18 protein-coding genes are annotated in these 18,370 nt (G+C 66.8%); 9 read left to right on the forward strand and 9 right to left on the reverse strand.

What is annotated here, in order from left to right; translation table 11 throughout:
- Positions 1–67: 67 nt before the first annotated feature.
- Positions 68–1,105, reverse strand: a complete 1,038-nt coding sequence (locus tag IG196_RS05285; RefSeq protein WP_101493161.1) for a bifunctional riboflavin kinase/FAD synthetase — start codon at positions 1,103–1,105, stop codon at positions 68–70.
- Positions 1,106–1,269: 164 nt separating this feature from the next.
- Between IG196_RS05285 and IG196_RS05290 the strand changes: the two genes are divergently transcribed.
- Positions 1,270–1,830, forward strand: a complete 561-nt coding sequence (locus tag IG196_RS05290) for an HNH endonuclease (RefSeq protein WP_099795431.1) — start codon at positions 1,270–1,272, stop codon at positions 1,828–1,830.
- Between the two features lie 33 nt (positions 1,831–1,863).
- On the opposite strand, the gene IG196_RS05295 is transcribed toward IG196_RS05290, so the two are convergent.
- From IG196_RS05295 to IG196_RS05310, 4 genes are all read right to left on the reverse strand, one after another.
- On the reverse strand, positions 1,864–2,649 hold the full coding sequence (locus IG196_RS05295; protein ID WP_192195305.1) for an enoyl-CoA hydratase: 786 nt from the start codon (positions 2,647–2,649) through the stop codon (positions 1,864–1,866).
- A gap of 6 nt (positions 2,650–2,655) precedes the next feature.
- On the reverse strand, positions 2,656–4,014 hold the full coding sequence (locus IG196_RS05300) for an alpha/beta fold hydrolase (protein ID WP_192195306.1): 1,359 nt from the start codon (positions 4,012–4,014) through the stop codon (positions 2,656–2,658).
- 96 nt (positions 4,015–4,110) lie between these two features.
- Entirely contained in the window at positions 4,111–5,226 is a 1,116-nt protein-coding gene (locus IG196_RS05305) for an acyl-CoA dehydrogenase family protein (RefSeq protein WP_192195307.1), read from the reverse strand.
- A 12-nt stretch (positions 5,227–5,238) separates the two neighbouring features.
- Positions 5,239–6,420 carry an acyl-CoA dehydrogenase family protein gene (locus IG196_RS05310; RefSeq protein WP_062482930.1) on the reverse strand — a complete coding sequence of 394 codons (1,182 nt, stop codon included), beginning with the start codon at positions 6,418–6,420 and terminating at the stop codon, positions 5,239–5,241.
- A gap of 173 nt (positions 6,421–6,593) precedes the next feature.
- Here IG196_RS05310 and purN point away from each other — a divergent pair, with 173 nt between their 5' ends.
- Together purN and IG196_RS05320 are read left to right on the forward strand one after the other, a co-directional pair.
- Positions 6,594–7,190 carry a phosphoribosylglycinamide formyltransferase gene (gene purN, locus IG196_RS05315; RefSeq protein WP_192195308.1) on the forward strand — a complete coding sequence of 199 codons (597 nt, stop codon included), beginning with the start codon at positions 6,594–6,596 and terminating at the stop codon, positions 7,188–7,190.
- A gap of 38 nt (positions 7,191–7,228) precedes the next feature.
- Positions 7,229–7,561, forward strand: a complete 333-nt coding sequence (locus tag IG196_RS05320) for an I78 family peptidase inhibitor (RefSeq protein ID WP_101493166.1) — start codon at positions 7,229–7,231, stop codon at positions 7,559–7,561.
- Here IG196_RS05320 and IG196_RS05325 read toward each other — a convergent pair.
- On the reverse strand, positions 7,549–7,797 hold the full coding sequence (locus IG196_RS05325) for a DUF1653 domain-containing protein (RefSeq protein ID WP_101493167.1): 249 nt from the start codon (positions 7,795–7,797) through the stop codon (positions 7,549–7,551). The genes IG196_RS05320 and IG196_RS05325 overlap by 13 nt on opposite strands.
- Positions 7,798–7,853: 56 nt before the next feature.
- Between IG196_RS05325 and IG196_RS05330 the strand changes: the two genes are divergently transcribed.
- The 3 genes from IG196_RS05330 to IG196_RS05340 all read left to right on the forward strand — a co-directional run bounded on the left by IG196_RS05330 (position 7,854) and on the right by IG196_RS05340 (position 12,373).
- Positions 7,854–9,707 carry a M48 family metallopeptidase gene (locus IG196_RS05330; protein WP_101493168.1) on the forward strand — a complete coding sequence of 618 codons (1,854 nt, stop codon included), beginning with the start codon at positions 7,854–7,856 and terminating at the stop codon, positions 9,705–9,707.
- Positions 9,708–9,750: 43 nt separating this feature from the next.
- Positions 9,751–11,022, forward strand: a complete 1,272-nt coding sequence (locus IG196_RS05335; protein ID WP_101493169.1) for an RsmB/NOP family class I SAM-dependent RNA methyltransferase — start codon at positions 9,751–9,753, stop codon at positions 11,020–11,022.
- A 136-nt stretch (positions 11,023–11,158) separates the two neighbouring features.
- A complete protein-coding gene (locus tag IG196_RS05340) occupies positions 11,159–12,373 on the forward strand; it encodes a fatty acid desaturase (protein WP_192195309.1) in 1,215 nt (404 codons plus the stop codon).
- Positions 12,374–12,537: 164 nt separating this feature from the next.
- Here the strand turns inward: IG196_RS05340 and rpmG are convergent, their stop codons facing one another.
- From rpmG to trxB, 3 genes are all read right to left on the reverse strand, one after another.
- Positions 12,538–12,711 carry a 50S ribosomal protein L33 gene (rpmG, locus tag IG196_RS05345; RefSeq protein WP_007830291.1) on the reverse strand — a complete coding sequence of 58 codons (174 nt, stop codon included), beginning with the start codon at positions 12,709–12,711 and terminating at the stop codon, positions 12,538–12,540.
- Between the two features lie 11 nt (positions 12,712–12,722).
- Positions 12,723–12,956, reverse strand: coding sequence for a 50S ribosomal protein L28 (rpmB, locus tag IG196_RS05350; RefSeq protein ID WP_007830293.1), 234 nt, complete (start codon positions 12,954–12,956; stop codon positions 12,723–12,725).
- 248 nt (positions 12,957–13,204) lie between these two features.
- Positions 13,205–14,155, reverse strand: a complete 951-nt coding sequence (gene trxB / locus IG196_RS05355; RefSeq protein ID WP_192195310.1) for a thioredoxin-disulfide reductase — start codon at positions 14,153–14,155, stop codon at positions 13,205–13,207.
- A 181-nt stretch (positions 14,156–14,336) separates the two neighbouring features.
- On the opposite strand from trxB, the gene IG196_RS05360 reads away from it, so the two are divergent.
- The 3 genes from IG196_RS05360 to lolA all read left to right on the forward strand — a co-directional run bounded on the left by IG196_RS05360 (position 14,337) and on the right by lolA (position 18,370).
- Complete coding sequence (locus IG196_RS05360; RefSeq protein ID WP_056572305.1) at positions 14,337–15,011, forward strand: Crp/Fnr family transcriptional regulator; 675 nt, start codon at positions 14,337–14,339, stop codon at positions 15,009–15,011.
- Between the two features lie 94 nt (positions 15,012–15,105).
- Positions 15,106–17,556, forward strand: coding sequence for a DNA translocase FtsK (locus IG196_RS05365; protein ID WP_192195311.1), 2,451 nt, complete (start codon positions 15,106–15,108; stop codon positions 17,554–17,556).
- Positions 17,557–17,728: 172 nt separating this feature from the next.
- Entirely contained in the window at positions 17,729–18,370 is a 642-nt protein-coding gene (gene lolA / locus IG196_RS05370) for an outer membrane lipoprotein chaperone LolA (RefSeq protein ID WP_192195312.1), read from the forward strand.

The raw sequence follows: 18,370 nt of genomic DNA on the forward strand, positions 1-18,370 counted from the left end.
GTCGGTGCGGAAGATATAGCCGTTCGCCCTGAGCTTGTCGAAGGGCGGCAGCACGGGGCGTGCAGGGCTAAATTCGGTCGCGCGTGGTCTGGCGGTGGGTCTCGGCGTGGGTCGATGCGAAGAACGCGCGTGCGTCGCGGCCATCCTTCGCGATGCCCGCAGTGAGGGCTTCGAGGCTGGTGTAGCGCAATTCGTCGTGCAGTTTGTGCAGGAGTTCCACGCGCACGATTTTACCGTAGGCCCCTTCGGCCCCCAGATGCGAGGGCCACTCCAGGCAATGCGTCTCGAGCAGCACGCGTCCGGCGTTGACGTCGTTGGCGTCCAGCGAGGGGCGAACGCCGAGGTTGGCCACACCGGGCAGCGGCTGGTCGGCCAGGCCATGCACCAGCACCGCGAAGATGCCGCTGGCGGCCGGTTTCCAGTGCTTGAAGCGCAGGTTGAGGGTGCGAAAACCGTCGTCCTTGCCCGGCGACGAAGCGCCCAGCGCCCGGCCCAGCTTGCGGCCATGGACCACGTGGCCGGAGATCGTGTACGGGCGACCCAGCAGGGTGTGGGCGTCGGCCATGCGGCCTTCGGCCAGCGCCTCGCGCACGGCCGAACTGGACACCCGCAGGCCGTGCACCTCATAGCTGTTCATGCGGGCGACGTCGAAACCGTGGGCCTCGCCGGCGGCATCGAGCATGGCGTAGTCGCCGGCGCGCTTGGCGCCGAAGCGGAAGTCGTCGCCCACCAGCACGTAGCGCGCGCCCAGGCCGTCGATCAGCACGTTCTGGATGAAGGCCTCGGGCGACTGGGACGCCAGCCGGCCGTCGAAGGGCAGCACGATGGTCTGGTCGACGCCGCAGGACGCCAGCTCGGTCAGCTTGTCGCGCAGCGTGCCGATGCGGGCCGGGGCCAGGTCGGGTTTCTTGGTGACGGCGGCGAAATAGTCGCGCGGGTGCGGCTCGAAGGTCAGCACGCAGCTGGGCAGCCCGCGATGGCGGGCCTCGGTCTGCAACAGCGCCAGCATGGCCTGGTGGCCGCGGTGGACGCCGTCGAAGTTGCCGATCGTGAGGGCGCAGGCCGGAGCTACGCCCGGGTGTCGGAAGCCGCGGAAAACCTGCATGGGAGAGTATCTTTTTGATAGCGCCTGATGCCCGTCGAATGGGCAAATCAGGCCGATTTGTCACAAAGCCGGTATATTGTGACGCAGTGCGTGGGTTGACGTGAGTCACCGATGCACCCCGAGTCTCTGGTCTCTGCGTGGTTTTCTCGTTCGAGGAGGCGTGTGTGAAGGTCTTGAAGCTGTCGGCCCAAGGGCTGCCCCAGTCATGGATATCGCTGGAACAGGCGGTGATCCACTACGCAGCGGACGAAGTCCGCTGGGAAGTGGGCGCGCAGGTGGCCGTGTTCCGTGGCGGCCACAACGCGGTCACGGGCGAGCAGTCGCAGATCGCGATCAACAGCATCATCGGCACCAAGGGTGTGCCGCGCATCAACCCCTTCGCGCAGCGCCCGGGCCTCACCAACAGCAAGCTGTTCTCGCGCGACCGCAACGTCTGCGCCTACTGCGGCGGCCATTTCCACGAAGACGAACTCACGCGCGAGCACATCATTCCGTTCGCGCAGCGCGGCATCGACACGTGGATGAACGTGGTCACGGCCTGCAAGCCCTGCAACCACCGCAAGAGCAGCCGCACGCCCGAGCAGGCGAACATGCCGCTGCTGTATGCGCCGTATGTGCCGAGCCTGTGGGAAGACTTCATCCTGCGCAACCGCCGCATCCTGGCGGACCAGATGGAGTTTTTGATGGCGCACCTGCCGCAGTCGTCCCGGTTGCACGACATCTGAAAACAAAAAGAGGCTTCGGCCTCTTTTTTGTTTTCAGCCCTTCCAGGCCGGCGGTCGCTTCTCGATGAAGGCCTGCACGCCTTCCAGCGCGCTCTCGTCCATCATGTTGCAGGCCATGGTCTGGCTGGCATCAGCCAGTGCGGCCTCGATGCCGGTCTCGAGCTGGCGGTAGAACAGCGCCTTGCCCAGCGCGAGTGCCGTGCGGGGCTTGGCGACGATGCTGGCCACCAGCTTCTCGACCGTGGCATCGAGCCCTTCGGGCGGTGCGACCCGGTTGACGAGACCTTTCTCGCGCGCTTCCTCGGCGCTGATGAATTCGCCCGTCACCAGCATCTCGAAAGCTTCCTTGCGCCCCAGGTTGCGCGACAGCGTGACGCCGGGCGTGGCGCAGAACAGCCCCACATTGACGCCGCTGACGGCAAAGCGCGCGTCACTGGCGGCCACGGCCAGGTCGCACACAGCGACCAGCTGGCAGCCGGCCGCAGTCGCAATGCCATGCACGCGCGCGATCACCGGCACGGGCAGCCGCTGGATCGACAGCATCATCGCGCCGCACCGGTCGAACAGCTGCTGGTAGTAGCCGAGCGACGGTTCGGCGCGCATTTCCTTCAGGTCGTGGCCCGCGCAGAAGGCCTTGCCTGCGGCAGCGATGACGACGGCGCGCACCGTGTCATCGGCGGCGACGGAACCGAGCGCCTCTTCGAGCGCACCCAGCATGCCTTCGGAGAGCGCGTTGAAGGCGGCGGGGCGGTTCAGCGTGAGCGTGACCACGCCGCGCGCGTCACGCGCCGTCACAACAAAGGGGGACGTGTCGTTCATGGCGGTTCAGTACGTCAGCTCGAGCACCGTCGTGTGCCCTTGCGCGGCGGGCCAGCTCTGGCCGGTGAGGCGCTCGCCGTTGAACTCGGCGCTGACCGTGCGCTGCGGCGCGCCGGCCGCGATGCGCAGCCGCGAGGTCGACTGTCCCGCGCCCTGGGCTGGCACGCCGGCGGGCGGGCTCTGGCCGTCGAATTGCATCGTGTCGCGCTGCGCATCGAAGTAGCCGCGCGGACGCGTGAAGACGACCACCGCACCCGCACCGCTTTCGGCCGGCGCCAGGCGCTCGGGCCGCAGGTTGACGACGCCGCTGCTGCGCACGAACGGGCTGCGGTAGAGGTGCGTGGTGCCCTGGCCGGGCACGTCGAGCACGAACTCGTAGCGCGCCGCCGGCTGCGCGCTGAACGGCCCCCAGCGGCCGTCGGCGCCGACCGTCTGCTGGTGCGCCGCCTCGCCGCGCCGCGCGCCCGAGGCCGGGTCGACCGCAAAGACCGTGACGCGTGCGCCGGCCAGCGCGAGGTTGTCCGCGCCGATCGCGCGGCCGTCGAGCACGACCTTCGATTCCGGTGCCACCGCCGTGCTGGCGGGCGCCTGGCCGGTCAGGAAGCGCCAGGTCGCTGCGAAGGCAGCGGGCGAGAACGAGGTCTCGCGGTGGTCCACGCGCGGCAGCACGAGGTTGGTGGCGCCCTTGAGTGCCGGCCCGTCGAAGCCGATGTTCGTCGGCTGGCCCGGCGCGCCGATCCACAGGCCGTCGGGCTGGGCGTACTTGTCGTTGCTGTCCGAGCGCAGCGTGAGCCACTGCACGCCGGGCGTGACCTCGTCGCCGTTCAGGCCCTTGGGCGCATTGAGCTGCTGCATGAAGGCCGAGAGCCCCGAGAACTCGTTGTTCTCGCGCAGGCCCTTCACCTTCCAGATGCCGTGCGCCGGGTTGCCGCCGAGCACCACATGGCTCACCACGGCCGCGCCGCCGCCGTTCTGCACGTAGTTGCGGATGGTGTTGCCGCCGCGCGAATTCCCGATCAGCACCACCTTGGGCGCGCCCGTGGCCTTCAGCACCTTCTCGACCTCGGCGCGCAGGAACGCGGCCGACTCGGTGGTGGAGCTGCGCCCCGGCTGGGCCACGGCGTCGTCGTCGCGGGCCAGGGGATTCGGCTGGTCGACGGCAAACAGCCGCTCGCGCGGCCAGCCGTTCGATTCGAAGCGCCAGACCGTGGTCTGCCACAGCGCCGCCGAGTCGCCGTTGCCGTGCATGAAGACGATGGGCGGGCGCTCGGTGGAAGAGGGTGTGGAGGTCGCGCAGGCGGTCAGCAAGGTGACGGCGGCGGTTCCGGCAAGGGCCGAGGCAAGCAGGGTGCGGCGGGAAGGCATGTCTGTCTCTCTCCTGGCAGGGGGAGCGGGCCCCGCAAGTGAAAACGCCCGCCGGCGCAAGGCGGGCGGGCGTTGGATGCTATCGACAAACAGCCGTCAGGCGAAGACGCCGGCCGTGTCCTGCATGCGTGCCGACACTTCACCCAGGTGGTGCAGCGTGTCGCCGAAGGTGAGTTCGAGCTGCGTGAGCTTGCGGAAGTAGTGGCTGCCGATGTACTCGTCGGTCACCCCGATGCCGCCGTGCAGCTGCACCGAGTTCGCGGCCACGTAGCGCATCGACGTGCCCAGCTGGTACTTGGCGCGGGCCAGCGCCTGGCGGCGTTCGTCGGCCGGGGCGTTGAGCTTGAGCGTGGCGTAGTAGCTCATCGAACGTGCCAGCTCCAGCTGCATCTTCATGTCGGCGATGCGGTGGCGCAGCGCCTGGAAGCTGGAGATGACCACGCCGAACTGCTTGCGCTGGTTCATGTAGTCGATCGTGACGTCGAGCGTCTTGTCGAGCACGCCGACCGCTTCGGCGCAGGTGGCGGCAATGCCGACATCCACTGCGTATTCGAGCGCGGCCAGGCCGTCGGCCGTGACCAGCGTGGCGTCGGCCTTGTCGAACACGACCTCGGCCGCACGGCCGCCGTCCTGCGTGCCGTAGCCGCGGGCTTCGACGCCGCTGGCGCTGCGTTCAACCAGGAAGAGGGCGATCTTGCCGTCGACCTTGGCGGGCACGAGGAAGGCGTCGGCTTCGTCGCCCACGGGCACCACGCTCTTGGCGCCGGTCAGCGAATAGCCGTTGCCCGACTTGACGGCGGTGGCGTCGCACACGTCGAGGCGGTAGCGTGCCTTGCGTTCCTGGTAGGCCAGCACCACGAGGGCCTGGCCGCCGGCGATGCGCGGCAGCCAGTTTTCCTTGGTGGCCGCGTCGGCGTAGCCGCCGAGCACGGCGCCGGCGATCAGCGTCTGCGCGAAGGGCTCCAGCACGATGCCGCGGCCCAGTTCTTCCATCACGACCATGCCGGCCACCGGGCCCATGCCCAGGCCGCCGTCGTCTTCGCTGATGTACAGGCCGCCCAGGCCGAGCTCGGCCAGTTCGTCCCACGCCTCGCGCGAGAAGCCGCCCTTGGCCTCGATGCCGCGGCGGCGCTCGAAGTCATAACCCTTGTCGACCCACTTGCGAACGGCGTCGCGCAGCTGGTCCTGGTCTTCCGAAAAATTGAAATCCATGTTGGTGTCTCCTCAGCCCAGGACGGTTTGCGCCACGATGTTGCGCTGCACTTCGTTCGAGCCGCCGTAGATCGTGGTCTTGCGCATGTTGAAGAAGGTCGATGCCAGCGGTGCCAGCGCCGGGTTGCCGCCGGGGAAGTTGCCCTGCCAGCCGGCTTCCATGGCTTCGCGGATCAGCGGCAGCGAATAGGGGCCGCCGGCCAGCATCATCAGCTCGGCGTAGCGCTGCTGGATCTCGCTGCCGCGGATCTTGAGCAGGCCGGCCACGTCCAGCGAGTTCTTGCCCGAGGTGGCGGCCGACAGCACGCGCAGCACCATCATCTCGAGGGCGACGATGTCGACTTCGAGCTTGGCGATCTCGTCGCGGAAGCGCAGGTCGTCGTACACGCCTTCGCTCTTGGCAATGCGCTTCAGGCGCTCGAGTTCGCGCTTGGCGCGGTTCACGTCGGCGATGTTGGTGCGCTCGTGCGAGAGCAGGTGCTTGGCGTAGGTCCAGCCCTTGTTCTCTTCGCCGATCAGGTTCTCGGCGGGCACTTCGACGTTGTCGAAGAACACCTCGTTCACCTCGACGCCGCCGTCGATCAGCTTGATCGGGCGCACGGTGACGCCGGGCGACTTCATGTCCAGCAGCAGGAAGCTGATGCCGGTCTGGGGCTTGCCTTCGTTGCTGGTGCGCACGAGATTGAACATCCAGTCGCCGTGCTGGCCGAGCGTGGTCCAGGTCTTCTGGCCGTTGACGATGTACTTGTCGCCCTTGCGCTCGGCCTTGGTCTTGACCGAGGCCAGGTCGGAACCCGAGCCGGGTTCGCTGTAGCCCTGGCTCCACCAGACTTCACCGCTGGCGATGCCGGGCAGGAAGCGCTTTTGCTGCTCGGCGTTGCCGAAGGCCATGATCACCGGGGCCACCATGACGGGGCCGAACGGGATGATGCGCGGCGCGCCGGCCAGTGCGGTTTCTTCCTCGAACAGGTGGCGCTGCACGGCGGTCCAGCCGGGGCCGCCGAATTCCTTGGGCCAGCCGTAGCCCAGCCAGCCCTTCTTGCCGAGGATCTTGGCCCAGCCTTGCAGATCGTCGCGCGTCAGTTCGAGCGCGTTGTGCACCTTGTGCGAAATCTCCTGGGGGAGGTTGTCCTTGACCCATGCGCGAACTTCTTCGCGGAACTTCTGTTCTTCGGGTGTGAAGCTCAAATCCATGCGTGCCTCGCTGTGTTGATCGGTCCACCGCAGACGCGGGGTGTCTCCGGAATTGCGAGTTTTAGCACGGTCGTGCTGCGATCCGGTGTCCGCGTCGCGACAAGCCCGCCGGCGCGTGGGTGGACGGGAGGCTGATCGGGGTGTTGGCGGGGCACGGATAATCCCGGCCTCCCATGAAGAACATCGTGATCCTGATCTCCGGCGGCGGCTCGAACATGGCGGCCATCGTGCGTGCCGCCGAGCGCGACCGCTGGGCCGAGCGCTTCGGCGCGCGCATTGCCGCCGTCATCAGCAACAAGGCGGAGGCCGGCGGGCTGGCGCTGGCCAGGTCGCACGGCATCGCGACTGCCGTGGTGCCGCACCAGGCCTTCGACAGCCGCGAGGCCTTCGACGCCGCGCTGGCCGAGGCGGTCGACGCCCACGCGCCCGCGCTGGTCGTGCTGGCGGGCTTCATGCGCATCCTGACGCCGGGCTTCGTGGCGCGCTACGCGGGGCGGCTGGTGAACATCCACCCCTCGCTGCTGCCGGCGTTTCCGGGGCTGCACACGCACCAGCGCGCCATCGACGCGGGCTGCAAGGTGGCCGGGGTGACGGTGCACCAGGTCACGGCCGAGCTCGACCACGGGCCGATCCTGGCGCAGGCCGTGGTGCCGGTGCTGCCCGACGACACGGCCGCCACGCTGGCCGGCCGGGTGCTGTCCCAGGAGCACCTGCTGTATCCGCGCGCCATCGCTGGATGGCTTTTGGATACATTGAGTCACAAAGCTTAAAGTTGTTTATATTCGCGGGTTTTCGGGAGCACAGAACTTTGAAAACCCAATCGCTACTGTTGACGATGGCCACCGTGGCCCTGCTGGCCGCCTGCGCCGCCCCGGCCCCCGCGCCGGCACCGGGCAGCGCTGCTGCCGCTGCACCTGCCGCGCCGGCCGAGCCCGTCTTTCAGTGCAACGCCGAAGGCGCCCGCTTTGCCGTGGCCCAGCAGGTGACGCCTCAGCTCGAAGCCGCCGCGCGCGCACGTGCCGGCGCCGGCACGGTGCGGGTGCTCAAGCCCAACCAGGCAGTGACGATGGAACTCAACGCCGGTCGGCTCAACCTCAGCGTGGACGCGCGCGGCCGCGTCAAGGACGTTCACTGCGGCTGAGCGTCGATCGGGGTGAACCGGCGTTGCGGCCGGCCCTCGATCTCGATGGTTTCTTCAAACATCGCGGCGGGCCGGACCCACAGGCCGCGGGCACCGTAGAGGGCGCGGTACAGCGTCATCGGCTCCAGCGTTTCGCTGTGGCGGACGGTGCCGATCACGTCGTACTCGCCGCCCTTGTAGTGGCGGTAGCGACCGGGGGGCGTTTCGATCAGGGGAGGGAGGTCTTCGTCGTTCAACGGGGCACTTCTTTCTTCGAATAACAACTGTCGGATGTGTATTTGACGGGAGTCGGATGGACCGTGCGGATTTTGTTCACCTGGTTCGCCTGAGCGAGCACGCAAGTGCGGACGACAGCGCGCGCTACCGGCGTGGCGTCGCGGCGTTTGCCGCGCTCGGCTATCTCTGGGTGCTGGCCTGCCTCGGCCTGGCGGTGGGCATTGTGGCCTGGGTGGTCGTGTCGGTGGCCGAGGGGCGCTTCAACTTCACCCGCGGCTGGCTGCTCGTGTTTGCGCTGGGCCTGTTCTGGGCGACCCTGCGCGCGCTCTGGGTGCACTTCGACGAGCCCGACGGCGAGCTGCTCACGCGCGCGGACGCACCCGGATTGTTCGAGGCGCTGGACCGCATCCGCGAGCGGATCAAGGGACCGCCGGTGCACCGCGTCTACCTGGACGACAACTTCAACGCCAGCATCAGCCAGGTGCCGCGCTTCGGCCTGTTCGGCGGCGCGCTCAACTCGCTGAGCATCGGCCTGCCGCTGCTGATGATGCTGGACCGGCAGCGCCTGCTGTCGGTGCTGGCCCACGAATACGGGCACCTGCGCGGCAACCACGGCCGCCTCAGCGCCTGGATCTACCGCACCCGGCTGTCGTGGCTGCGGCTCGATGCCAGCCTGCAGCGCGACGAGGGCGTGATGGCGCTGGTCTCGCAGGCCTTCTTCCGCTGGTACTTTCCGCGCTTTGCCGCCAAGACCTTCGCGCTGGCCCGCCAGGACGAGTACGAGGCCGACCGCATCTCGGGCCGGCTGCTCGGCACCGAGGTGGCCGCGGCCGCGCTCACCGAAGTAGCCATCAAGGGCAACTGGTACGCCAGCGAGTTCTGGCCCTGGCACTGGGCGCGCGCCGAGCGCGAGCCGCTGCCGCCTGGCCCGTTCGCCGCTTTGCGGCAGCGCGCCCGCACGCCGCCGAGCGAGGAGTTCGCACGCCAGGCACTGCGCGAGGCCATGCGCCGCGTCAGCGACCTGGACGACACCCACCCGGTGCTGCGCGACCGGCTGGAAGCACTGAACCAGAAGGCGGCGCTGCCGGCCTGGTCGCAACGGCCCGCGCTCGACATGCTGGCCGACAAGCACAAGTGGATCTCGCATTTCGACAACGCCTGGCGCCGCGCCCACGCAGCCGACTGGAAGCAGCACCACGCGCACCGCTCGCGCATCCGCGAGCGCATCGCCGTACTGGCGGCCCGCGGCGAGCGCAACACGCCCGACGAGATGGTCGAGTGGGCCGACGCCGAGCGCCGGCTCGACCCGGCGGCGCCGGTGCGCGCGCGCTACGAGAGCGCCTTGCGGATCGCGCCGGACCACCCGGGCGCCCTGCGCGGGCTGGCCCAGATGCTGCCCGTGCGCGAGCGCGCCGAGCGCCTGGCGGTGCTCGAGCGGCTGCACCAGTCGGGCGTGGCCAGCCGCTGGTGGGCGGCCAAGAACGCCGTCGCCTCGCTCGAAGATCCCGAAGCGGGGCCGCACGACGAGCAGGGGCTCAAGCTGTGGCGCGCGCGGCTCAAGGAGGCGGAGGAGGCCGAGGCGCGCGCCTGGGAAGAGATCACCGACACGCCGTTCTTCAGCCAGATTTCGCGCCACGACCTGAACGACCACGAGCTGGGCGAGCTGCGCGCGGACATCGTGCGCTGCCTGCCCGTGTCGCGGCTGTGGGTGGTGCGCAAGAACCTGCGCGAATTCGCATGGCGGCGGGCGTACATCGTGTTCGTCGACGTGCCGGGGCTCGGCGACGAGGACCGTTGGCACCTGTGCCGCGAGCTCGAGCAGACGCTGACCCTGCCGGGGGCGGCGCTGGTGCTCTGGGCCGGGCATTCGCCCACGCTGGAAGACATCGAGCGGCAGGCCTTCGGAACCGTCTGGGTGCGCGGCGCCTGAGGCGTTTCGGCCGCGAGGCCGGCCGGCTGAGACAATCGGGGCTATGCATCCCAAAGCCCTGTTGGAGGCCACCGCCGATCTGGTCGGCCTTGTCCTGAAATTCGATCACCCGGCCGACCAGGTCGTTTCGCGCTTTTTCCGCGACCACCGCGAGTTCGGCCCGCGCGAGCGCGCGACGCTCGCCGAGACCGTCTACACCGTGCTTCGCAAGAAGCTGCTGTTCGATCACCTGTCGCCCTCGGGCAGCGGGTCGAAGGAGCGCCGCATGGCGATCCTGGGCTTTCACGGCCCGCGCGACTTTCTGAAGAGCGCGCTCAACGACACCGAGAAGCGCTGGCTCGACAACTGCGACGCCGTCACACCCGACGACCTGCTCGAACGCCATCGCCACAACCTGCCCGAATGGCTGGTCGCGCCGCTCAAGGCGCAGCTGGGCGACGGCTTCTGGCCGATGGTCGAGAGCCTGCAGCAGCCGGCACCGCTCGACCTGCGCGTCAATGCATTCACGGACAAACGGGCCGAAGTGAAGGCGGAGCTTGCGAAGGCTGCTATCAAATCGGTAGTAACGCCGTTCTCGCCCTGGGGTTTGCGCATCGAGGGCAAGCCCGCGCTGACCAAGCTCGACGCGTTCGTCCGCGGCGCCATCGAGGTGCAGGACGAAGGCTCGCAGCTGCTGGCGCTGCTGCTGGACGCCAAGCGCGGCGAAATGGTGGTCGATTTCTGCGCCGGCGCCGGCGGCAAGACCCTGGCCATCGGCGCGACCATGCGCAACACCGGCCGGCTCTACGCCTTCGACACCTCGGCCCATCGCCTGGACGCGCTCAAGCCGCGGCTGGCGCGCAGCAAGTTGTCGAACGTGCACCCGGCAGCGATCGCCCACGAGCGCGACGACCGGGTCAAGCGCCTGGCCGGCAAGATCGACCGCGTGCTGGTCGACGCGCCCTGTTCGGGGCTCGGCACGCTGCGCCGAAACCCCGACCTCAAATGGCGGCAATCGGCCAAGTCGGTGGCCGAGCTGACGGCCAAGCAGACCGCCATCCTGCAAAGTGCGGCGCGGCTCGTGAAGTCGGGCGGCCGGCTGGTGTACGCCACCTGCAGCGTGCTGCCGGAAGAAAACGAGGCCATCGCCGAGGCTTTTGCCGCCGCGAACCCCGATTTCGAGCCCATGGACGCGGCGGAATTGCTCCAAAGCCTCAAGGTGGAGGGCGCCGAGGCCCTCTGCGCGGGTGGAGAAGACGGCCGCCGCTACCTGCGGCTGTGGCCTCATCGCCACGCCACCGACGGCTTTTTTGCCGCCGTGTGGAACCGGAAATAGGGACGGGGCTCCAAACTAGGGTAAATCTGCGGTGTGACAGAAGGACAAAAGGCCTCGTTTTGGCCCTGACATCCTAAAATCGCGGGTTACTTACCTGAAGGCTGCACCTTCGTGTGGCCATGGAGTACCTGACTCAATGATGCTTCCTGACTCCGCCGTTTTGAACGCGGTCATCCAATGGCTCGGACACGGCCTGTGGGACATTGCCTGGTGGCAAGTCGTGCTGTACACGCTCGTCACCACGCACTTCACCATCGCAGCGGTCACGATCTTTCTGCACCGCACGCAGACGCACAAGGCGATGGACCTCGGTCCGATCCCCTCGCACTTCTTCCGTTTCTGGCTCTGGCTCGGCACCGGCATGGTGACGAAGGAATGGGTTGCCATTCACCGCAAGCACCACGCAAAGTGCGAAACCGCCGACGACCCGCACAGCCCGCAGGTCAAGGGCATCGACGAAGTCTTCTGGCGCGGCGCCGAGCTGTACCGCAAGGAATCGAAGAACAAGGAAACGATGGAGCGCTACGGTCACGGCACGCCCGATGACTGGATCGAGCGCAACCTGTACACGCGCTACAGCTGGCAAGGCGTGGGCCTGATGCTGGTGATCAACCTGGCGCTGTTCGGCGGGCTCGGCCTGACCGTGTGGGCAGTCCAGATGCTCTGGATCCCGATCACCGCCGCCGGCATCATCAACGGCATCGGCCACTACTGGGGCTACCGCAACTTCGAGGCTGCCGACGCCAGCCGCAACATCATGCCCTGGGGCCTGATCATCGGTGGCGAAGAGCTGCACAACAACCACCACACGTACCCGACCTCGGCCAAGTTCTCGGTCAAGAAGTACGAGTTCGACATCGGCTGGCTCTACATCCAGGTGTTCCAGAAGCTCGGCTGGGCCAAGGTCAAGAAGGTGCCGCCGAAGATGCAGATGGGTGACGTCCAGCCCGTGGCCAACGAGAAGACGCTCGAGGCCGTTATTGCCAACCGCTACGAAGTGATGGCCGGTTACGCCCGCGAAATGCGCCGTGCGACCAGCGAGGAAATCGAAGTGCTGAAGGCCAAGGGCGCCGACCTGTCGGTGCTCAAGGCAGCCAAGCGCTGGCTGCACCGTGACGACGACAAGGTGCCCGCCTCGGCTCGCACCCATCTGGTGCAGGCCCGTGCCGCGCACCCGGTGCTCGACAAGATGGTCACGATGCGCGAAGAGCTGCGTCAGCTGTGGCTGAACACCTCGCAATCGCGCGAGCAGCTGGCGGCCGATCTGGCGGCCTGGTGCCACCGTGCGGAAGCCAGCGGCATCGCCGGCCTGCGCGAGTTCTCGACCCGCCTGCGCGCTGCACGCGCCTGACGTAGAAAAGAGTGCCAGCGCCTCGCGCGCTGTTGCTCTGGCTCAATCAAAAAGCCGACCTGAGGGTCGGCTTTTTTGCGCCTGTCTTTTCTGCGTTTGCAAAAACGACGGGCAATAAAAAACCCGCTGGGTGAGCAGCGGGTTTTTTGGGAGAGCAGGCTGAATTACTTCAGCTTGATTTCCTTGTATTCGACGTGCTTGCGTGCCTTGGGGTCGAACTTCATGATCGACATCTTTTCAGGCATCGTCTTCTTGTTCTTGCTCGTCGTGTAGAAGTGGCCGGTACCCGCAGTGGATTCCAGCTTGATCTTTTCGCGTCCGCCTTTGCTCGTTGCCATGATTCAGCTCCTTAAGCTTGGCCGCGGGCACGCAGGTCTGCGAGCACGGCATCGATACCGTTCTTGTCGATCAGGCGCAGTGCAGCGCTCGAAACGCGCAGGCGAACCCAGCGGTTTTCAGTCTCGACCCAGAAACGGCGGTATTGCAGGTTCGGCAGGAACCGGCGCTTGGTTTTGTTGTTGGCGTGGGAAACGTTGTTTCCGACCATCGGGCCTTTGCCCGTTACGTCGCATACGCGTGCCATGTGGACACTCTTTCTTGAACAGCTGGCACCGGCGCAATCAGGGCGATTGCAGGGTGTTTTGCAGCTTGACCTCGCCAGAAACGGGTGGCGGTACCCCGGATTTGCCGCAACCCGACTCCTGGTAGGAGCTGGACCTTATTTCGGCAAAGCCTCGGATTATAGCCCTTTCGGGTCCGGCTGGGATGGCCGTGCCGCAGATGCGGGAAACCAGGCCCTGAGGGGCCGGTGTCCGTCCCGCGGGAAAGGCCTCAGTGCTCCTCGAGGAAGCGCTGCGCGTCGAGGGCGGCCATGCAGCCCGTGCCGGCGCTCGTGATGGCCTGGCGGTAGATGTTGTCCTGCACGTCGCCGGCGGCGAACACGCCGGGCACGCTGGTCATCGTCGCGAAGCCCTTCAGGCCTGAGCGGGTCACGATGTAGTTGTCCTTCATTTCCAATTGGCCCTGGAAGATGTCGGTGTTCGGGTGGTGGCCGATCGCGATGAAGCAGCCCTTGAGCTCGATGTCTTCGGTCGCGCCGGTCTGCGTGTTCTTGATGCGGATGCCCGTCACGCCCGTGCCGTCACCGAGCACCTCGTCCAACTGGTTGTGCAGCTTCAGCACGATCTTGCCTTCGGCCACTTTTTCCATGACCTTGTCGATCAGGATGGGCTCGGCGCGGAACTTGTCGCGGCGATGCACGAGCGTTACCTTGTTTGCAATGTTGGAGAGGTACAGCGCTTCTTCGACGGCCGTGTTGCCGCCGCCGATCACGCAGACCTCTTGCTCGCGGTAGAAGAAACCATCGCAGGTCGCGCAGGCGGAGACGCCGCGGCCCATGAACTTTTCTTCGGAATCCAGGCCCAGGTACTTGGCCGATGCGCCCGTGGCAATGATCAGCGAATCACACGTATAGGTGCCACTGTCGCCCGTGAGCGTGAACGGCCGCTTGCTCAGGTCGACCTTGTTGATGTGGTCGAACACGATCTGCGTCTTGAAGCGCTCGGCGTGCTCGAGAAAGCGCTGCATCAGCTCCGGGCCTTGCACGCCGTGCACGTCGGCGGGCCAGTTGTCGACCTCGGTCGTGGTCATGAGTTGACCGCCTTGCGCGATGCCCGTGATGAGCAAAGGCTGGAGGTTGGCGCGTGCCGCGTAGACGGCGGCGGTGTAGCCGGCCGGGCCGGAGCCCAGAATGAGAACCTTGGCGTGTTGGGGTGCGGACATGAGTAGAAAACCTAGGATAGACGCTGCGTCAGCGTGTACATTTTCAGGGTGGTAGCGATACGTGGGGAGTATCACCGCCCGGTTCAACACCGGGTGCACGGTGTTTTCAATGCGCGCGATTGTAGTAATCCATGGGCTCAGCATCAGGATCACATCAGCGCGCTGTTTCAGGGATTGATTAATGTCGATGCTGTCCAACCTTGAATTGCTTCGGCGCGTTCCATTGTTCGCGTCGTTGACGGCCTCGCAGTCCGCAAGCATTGCGGATGCGATCATCAAGAAGCGCTTCAAACGCGCCGAGGTCGTTGTAGAGCAGGGCAAGAAATCCGATGCGCTGTACATCATCCTGACCGGCCGCGCCCGCGTCACGAGCGCCGACAGCCGCGGTCGCGAGGTGATCTTGGCGACGCTGCATCCCGGCGACTATCTCGGCGAGATGAGCCTGATCGACGACGAGCCGCATTCGGCCACCGTGCGCACCGAAATCCAGTGCGACGTGCTCATGCTGGGCCGCGACGCCTTCGCGCGCTGCCTGCCCGAGAACTCCTCGATGGCCTACAACATCATGCGCGGCCTGGTGCAGCGCCTGCGCCACGCCGACCGCAAGATCGAGTCGCTGGCACTGATGGACGTGTACGGCCGCGTGGCCCGCGCGCTGCTCGAGTTCGCCAGCCAGGACGGCCTGGGCAACCTCAAGGTCCGTGACAAGATCTCCCGCCAGGACCTGGCCAAGATGGTCGGCGCGTCGCGCGAAATGGTGAGCCGCGTCATGAAGGACCTGGAAGAGCGTGGTTTCGTGCAGTCCCAGGAAGACGGCTCGGTGATCATCAAGGACCGGCTCCTGACGCTGACCTGAGCCCACAGGCCCGGCGCTTTCGGCGTCCACGGCCTTTTGTTGTAGTGTTCGGGCGGCCGGCCTTCGTTTTTTCGGGCCGGACGCCGTGCTTTTCATGACCTATTCGCTTCATACGCTTCAATCGTCGTCCTCTTCTTCTTCCGCTGCCGAAGGGCAACCCGTGCGCCTGCGCGCCCTGCGCTTCGCCCACGAAATCACCTTGATCGCCGGGTTCGCAGCCCTCCTGTTCTGGCTGCTGGCGATGCTGAGCTTCACCCCGTCCGATGCCGCCTGGTCGACCTCGGGCACGGGCGGTGAGGTCAAGAACTGGGGCGGCCGCATCGGCGCCTGGCTGGCCGATGGCAGCTACTTCCTTGCCGGCTATTCCGTCTGGTGGTGCCTCGCGGCCGGTCTGCGCGCGTGGCTCTCGTCGCTGGCCGGCTGGCTGCGCGGTGGCGAACCCACACCTGCGGTCGAGCAACCCCCGCGCGGTCGCTTCAATCGCAGCCGGCTTGCTTTCTGGTTCGGCCTCGTCCTGCTGCTGTGCGCGAGCGCGGTGCTCGAGTGGTCGCGCCTGTACCGGCTCGAATCGCACCTGCCGGGTTCGGGCGGCGGCGCCCTCGGCTTCCTCGTGGGGCCGGCGAGCGTGCGCTGGCTGGGTTTCACGGGCTCGGCGCTGGTCGCCATTGCGGGCGGCGTGATCGGCTCGGCGCTGGTCTTTCGCTTTTCGTGGAGCCTGATCGCCGAGCGCATCGGTGCTCGTGCTTACTCGCTGTTCGAGTCGCGCCGTGAAAAACGCGAAATGGCGGCCGACATCGCCATGGGCAAGCAGGCCGCGCGCGAACGCGCCGGCGACGAGGAAGAACTGGCGCCCGCGCCACGCGCCAAGAAAACGCGTCCCAGCAAGGAGACCGCGTTCGGCGAAGCTCTGGATCCGAGCTTCGACGACGACGAGGAAGAAGTCGCGCCCAAGCGCCGCCCCGCATCGCCGCCCGTGCAGATCGAGCCCGCGATGACCGAGGTGCCCCGCAGCGACCGCGTCGTCAAGGAGCGCCAGAAGCCGCTCTTCAACGAACTGCCCGACAGCAAGCTGCCGCAGGTCGACCTGCTCGACGCCGCGCTGGTGCGCCAGGAAACGGTGTCGTCCGACACGCTCGAGATGACCTCGCGCATGATCGAGAAGAAGCTCAAAGACTTCGGCGTCGAGGTGCGCGTGGTGCTCGCCTCGCCGGGCCCCGTGATCACGCGCTACGAGATCGAACCCGCCACCGGCGTCAAGGGCTCGCAGATCCTGGGCCTTGCCAAAGACCTCGCGCGTTCGCTCTCGCTGGTGTCGATCCGCGTGGTCGAGACCATCCCGGGCAAGAACTACATGGCGCTCGAGTTGCCGAACGCCAAGCGCCAGTCGATCAAGCTCAGCGAAATCCTGGGCTCGCAGGTCTACAACGAAGGCAAGTCGATGCTCACGATGGGCCTCGGCAAGGACATCATCGGCAACCCCGTGGTGGCCGACCTCGCGAAGATGCCGCACGTGCTGGTGGCCGGTACCACCGGCTCGGGCAAGTCGGTCGGTATCAACGCGATGATTCTTTCGCTGCTCTACAAGGCCGAGGCACGCGACGTTCGCCTGCTCATGATCGACCCGAAGATGCTCGAAATGTCGGTCTACGAAGGCATCCCGCACCTGCTGGCGCCCGTGGTCACCGACATGCGCCAGGCGGCGCACGGCCTGAACTGGTGCGTGGCCGAGATGGAGCGCCGCTACAAGCTCATGAGCAAGCTCGGCGTGCGCAACCTGGCCGGCTATAACACCAAGATCGACGAAGCCAAGGCGCGCGAAGAGTTCATCTACAACCCCTTCAGCCTCACGCCGGACGATCCGGAACCGCTGCGCCGCGAGCCGCACATCGTCGTCATCATCGACGAGTTGGCCGACCTGATGATGGTGGTCGGCAAGAAGATCGAAGAGCTCATTGCCCGCCTCGCGCAGAAGGCGCGCGCCGCCGGCATCCACCTGATCCTGGCCACGCAGCGGCCCAGCGTCGACGTGATCACCGGCCTCATCAAGGCCAACATTCCGACCCGCATCGCGTTCTCGGTGGGCTCCAAGATCGACAGCCGCACCATCCTCGACCAGATGGGCGCCGAGGCGCTGCTGGGCATGGGCGACATGCTCTACATGGCCAGCGGCAGCGGCCTGCCGATCCGCGTGCACGGTGCCTTCGTGAGCGACGAGGAAGTGCACCGCGTGGTGGCCTACCTCAAGAGCCAGGGCGAGCCCGACTACATCGAGGGCGTGCTCGAAGGCGGCACGGTCGATGGCGACGGTGACGGCGATCTGCTCGGCGGTGGCGGCGATGCCGAAAAAGACCCGATGTACGACCAGGCGGTCGAGGTCGTGCTCAAGAACCGCAAGGCCAGCATCTCGCTCGTGCAGCGCCACCTGAAGATCGGCTACAACCGCGCCGCGCGCCTCGTTGAAGACATGGAAAAGGCCGGCCTCGTGAGCGCCATGAGCGGCAGCGGCCAGCGCGAAATTCTCGTGCCTGCGCGCCAGGCGGAGTGAGCCCCCGGCGCGCCATCGACGACCACTGCCACCAAGCCGGTTACGTGCTGAGAGGCAATTTGCAAACGCGCACCGGTGCCGCTGCAAATCTTCATCAAAGCCTACAGATGCCGGCATCTGCTGCGGGTAGTGTCGATGGACATCGCAGCAACGTTTTTCCGAGGAACCTCCCATGAAGAAAACCCGCCTCTGGCTGTTGGCCGGCCTGTTCTGCACGGTGGCCGGCAGTGCCTGGGCCGACGGGCTCGAAAGCCTCGAAGCCTTCGTGAAGACCGTCAAGTCCGGCCGCGCCGAGTTCACCCAGACCGTGACGGCCCCGCCGCGCGAGGGCCAGCCGGGCCGCGTCAAGACGTCGACCGGCACCTTCGAATTCCAACGCCCCGGTAAATTCAAGTTCGACTATCGCAAGCCCTTTGCCCAGAGCATCGTGGCCGACGGCAAGACGCTCTGGCTCTACGACGCCGACCTGAACCAGGTCACGCAGCGCACCCAGGCGCAGGCGCTGGGCTCGACGCCCGCGGCGCTGATTGCCTCCGCCGCCGACCTGCGCGCCCTGCAGGCCGATTTCGCGCTGGAAGCCGCACCGGAGCGTGATGGCCTGCAGTGGGTCAAGGCCACGCCGAAGAACAAGGACGGCCAGCTGCAGAACGTGATGGTCGGCTTCCAGGGCGACGCGCTCGCGGCCCTCGAGATCCTGGACAGCTTCGGCCAGCGCTCGATGCTCAAGTTCAGCAAGGTGGAGGTGAACCCGGCCTTGCCTGCGAGCACCTTCGAGTTCAAGGCGCCTGCGGGCGCGGACGTGCTCAAGCAGTAA

Origin of the sequence: Variovorax sp. 38R (assembly GCF_014843395.1) — a bacterium.
Classification (GTDB): domain Bacteria; phylum Pseudomonadota; class Gammaproteobacteria; order Burkholderiales; family Burkholderiaceae_C; genus Variovorax; species Variovorax paradoxus_H.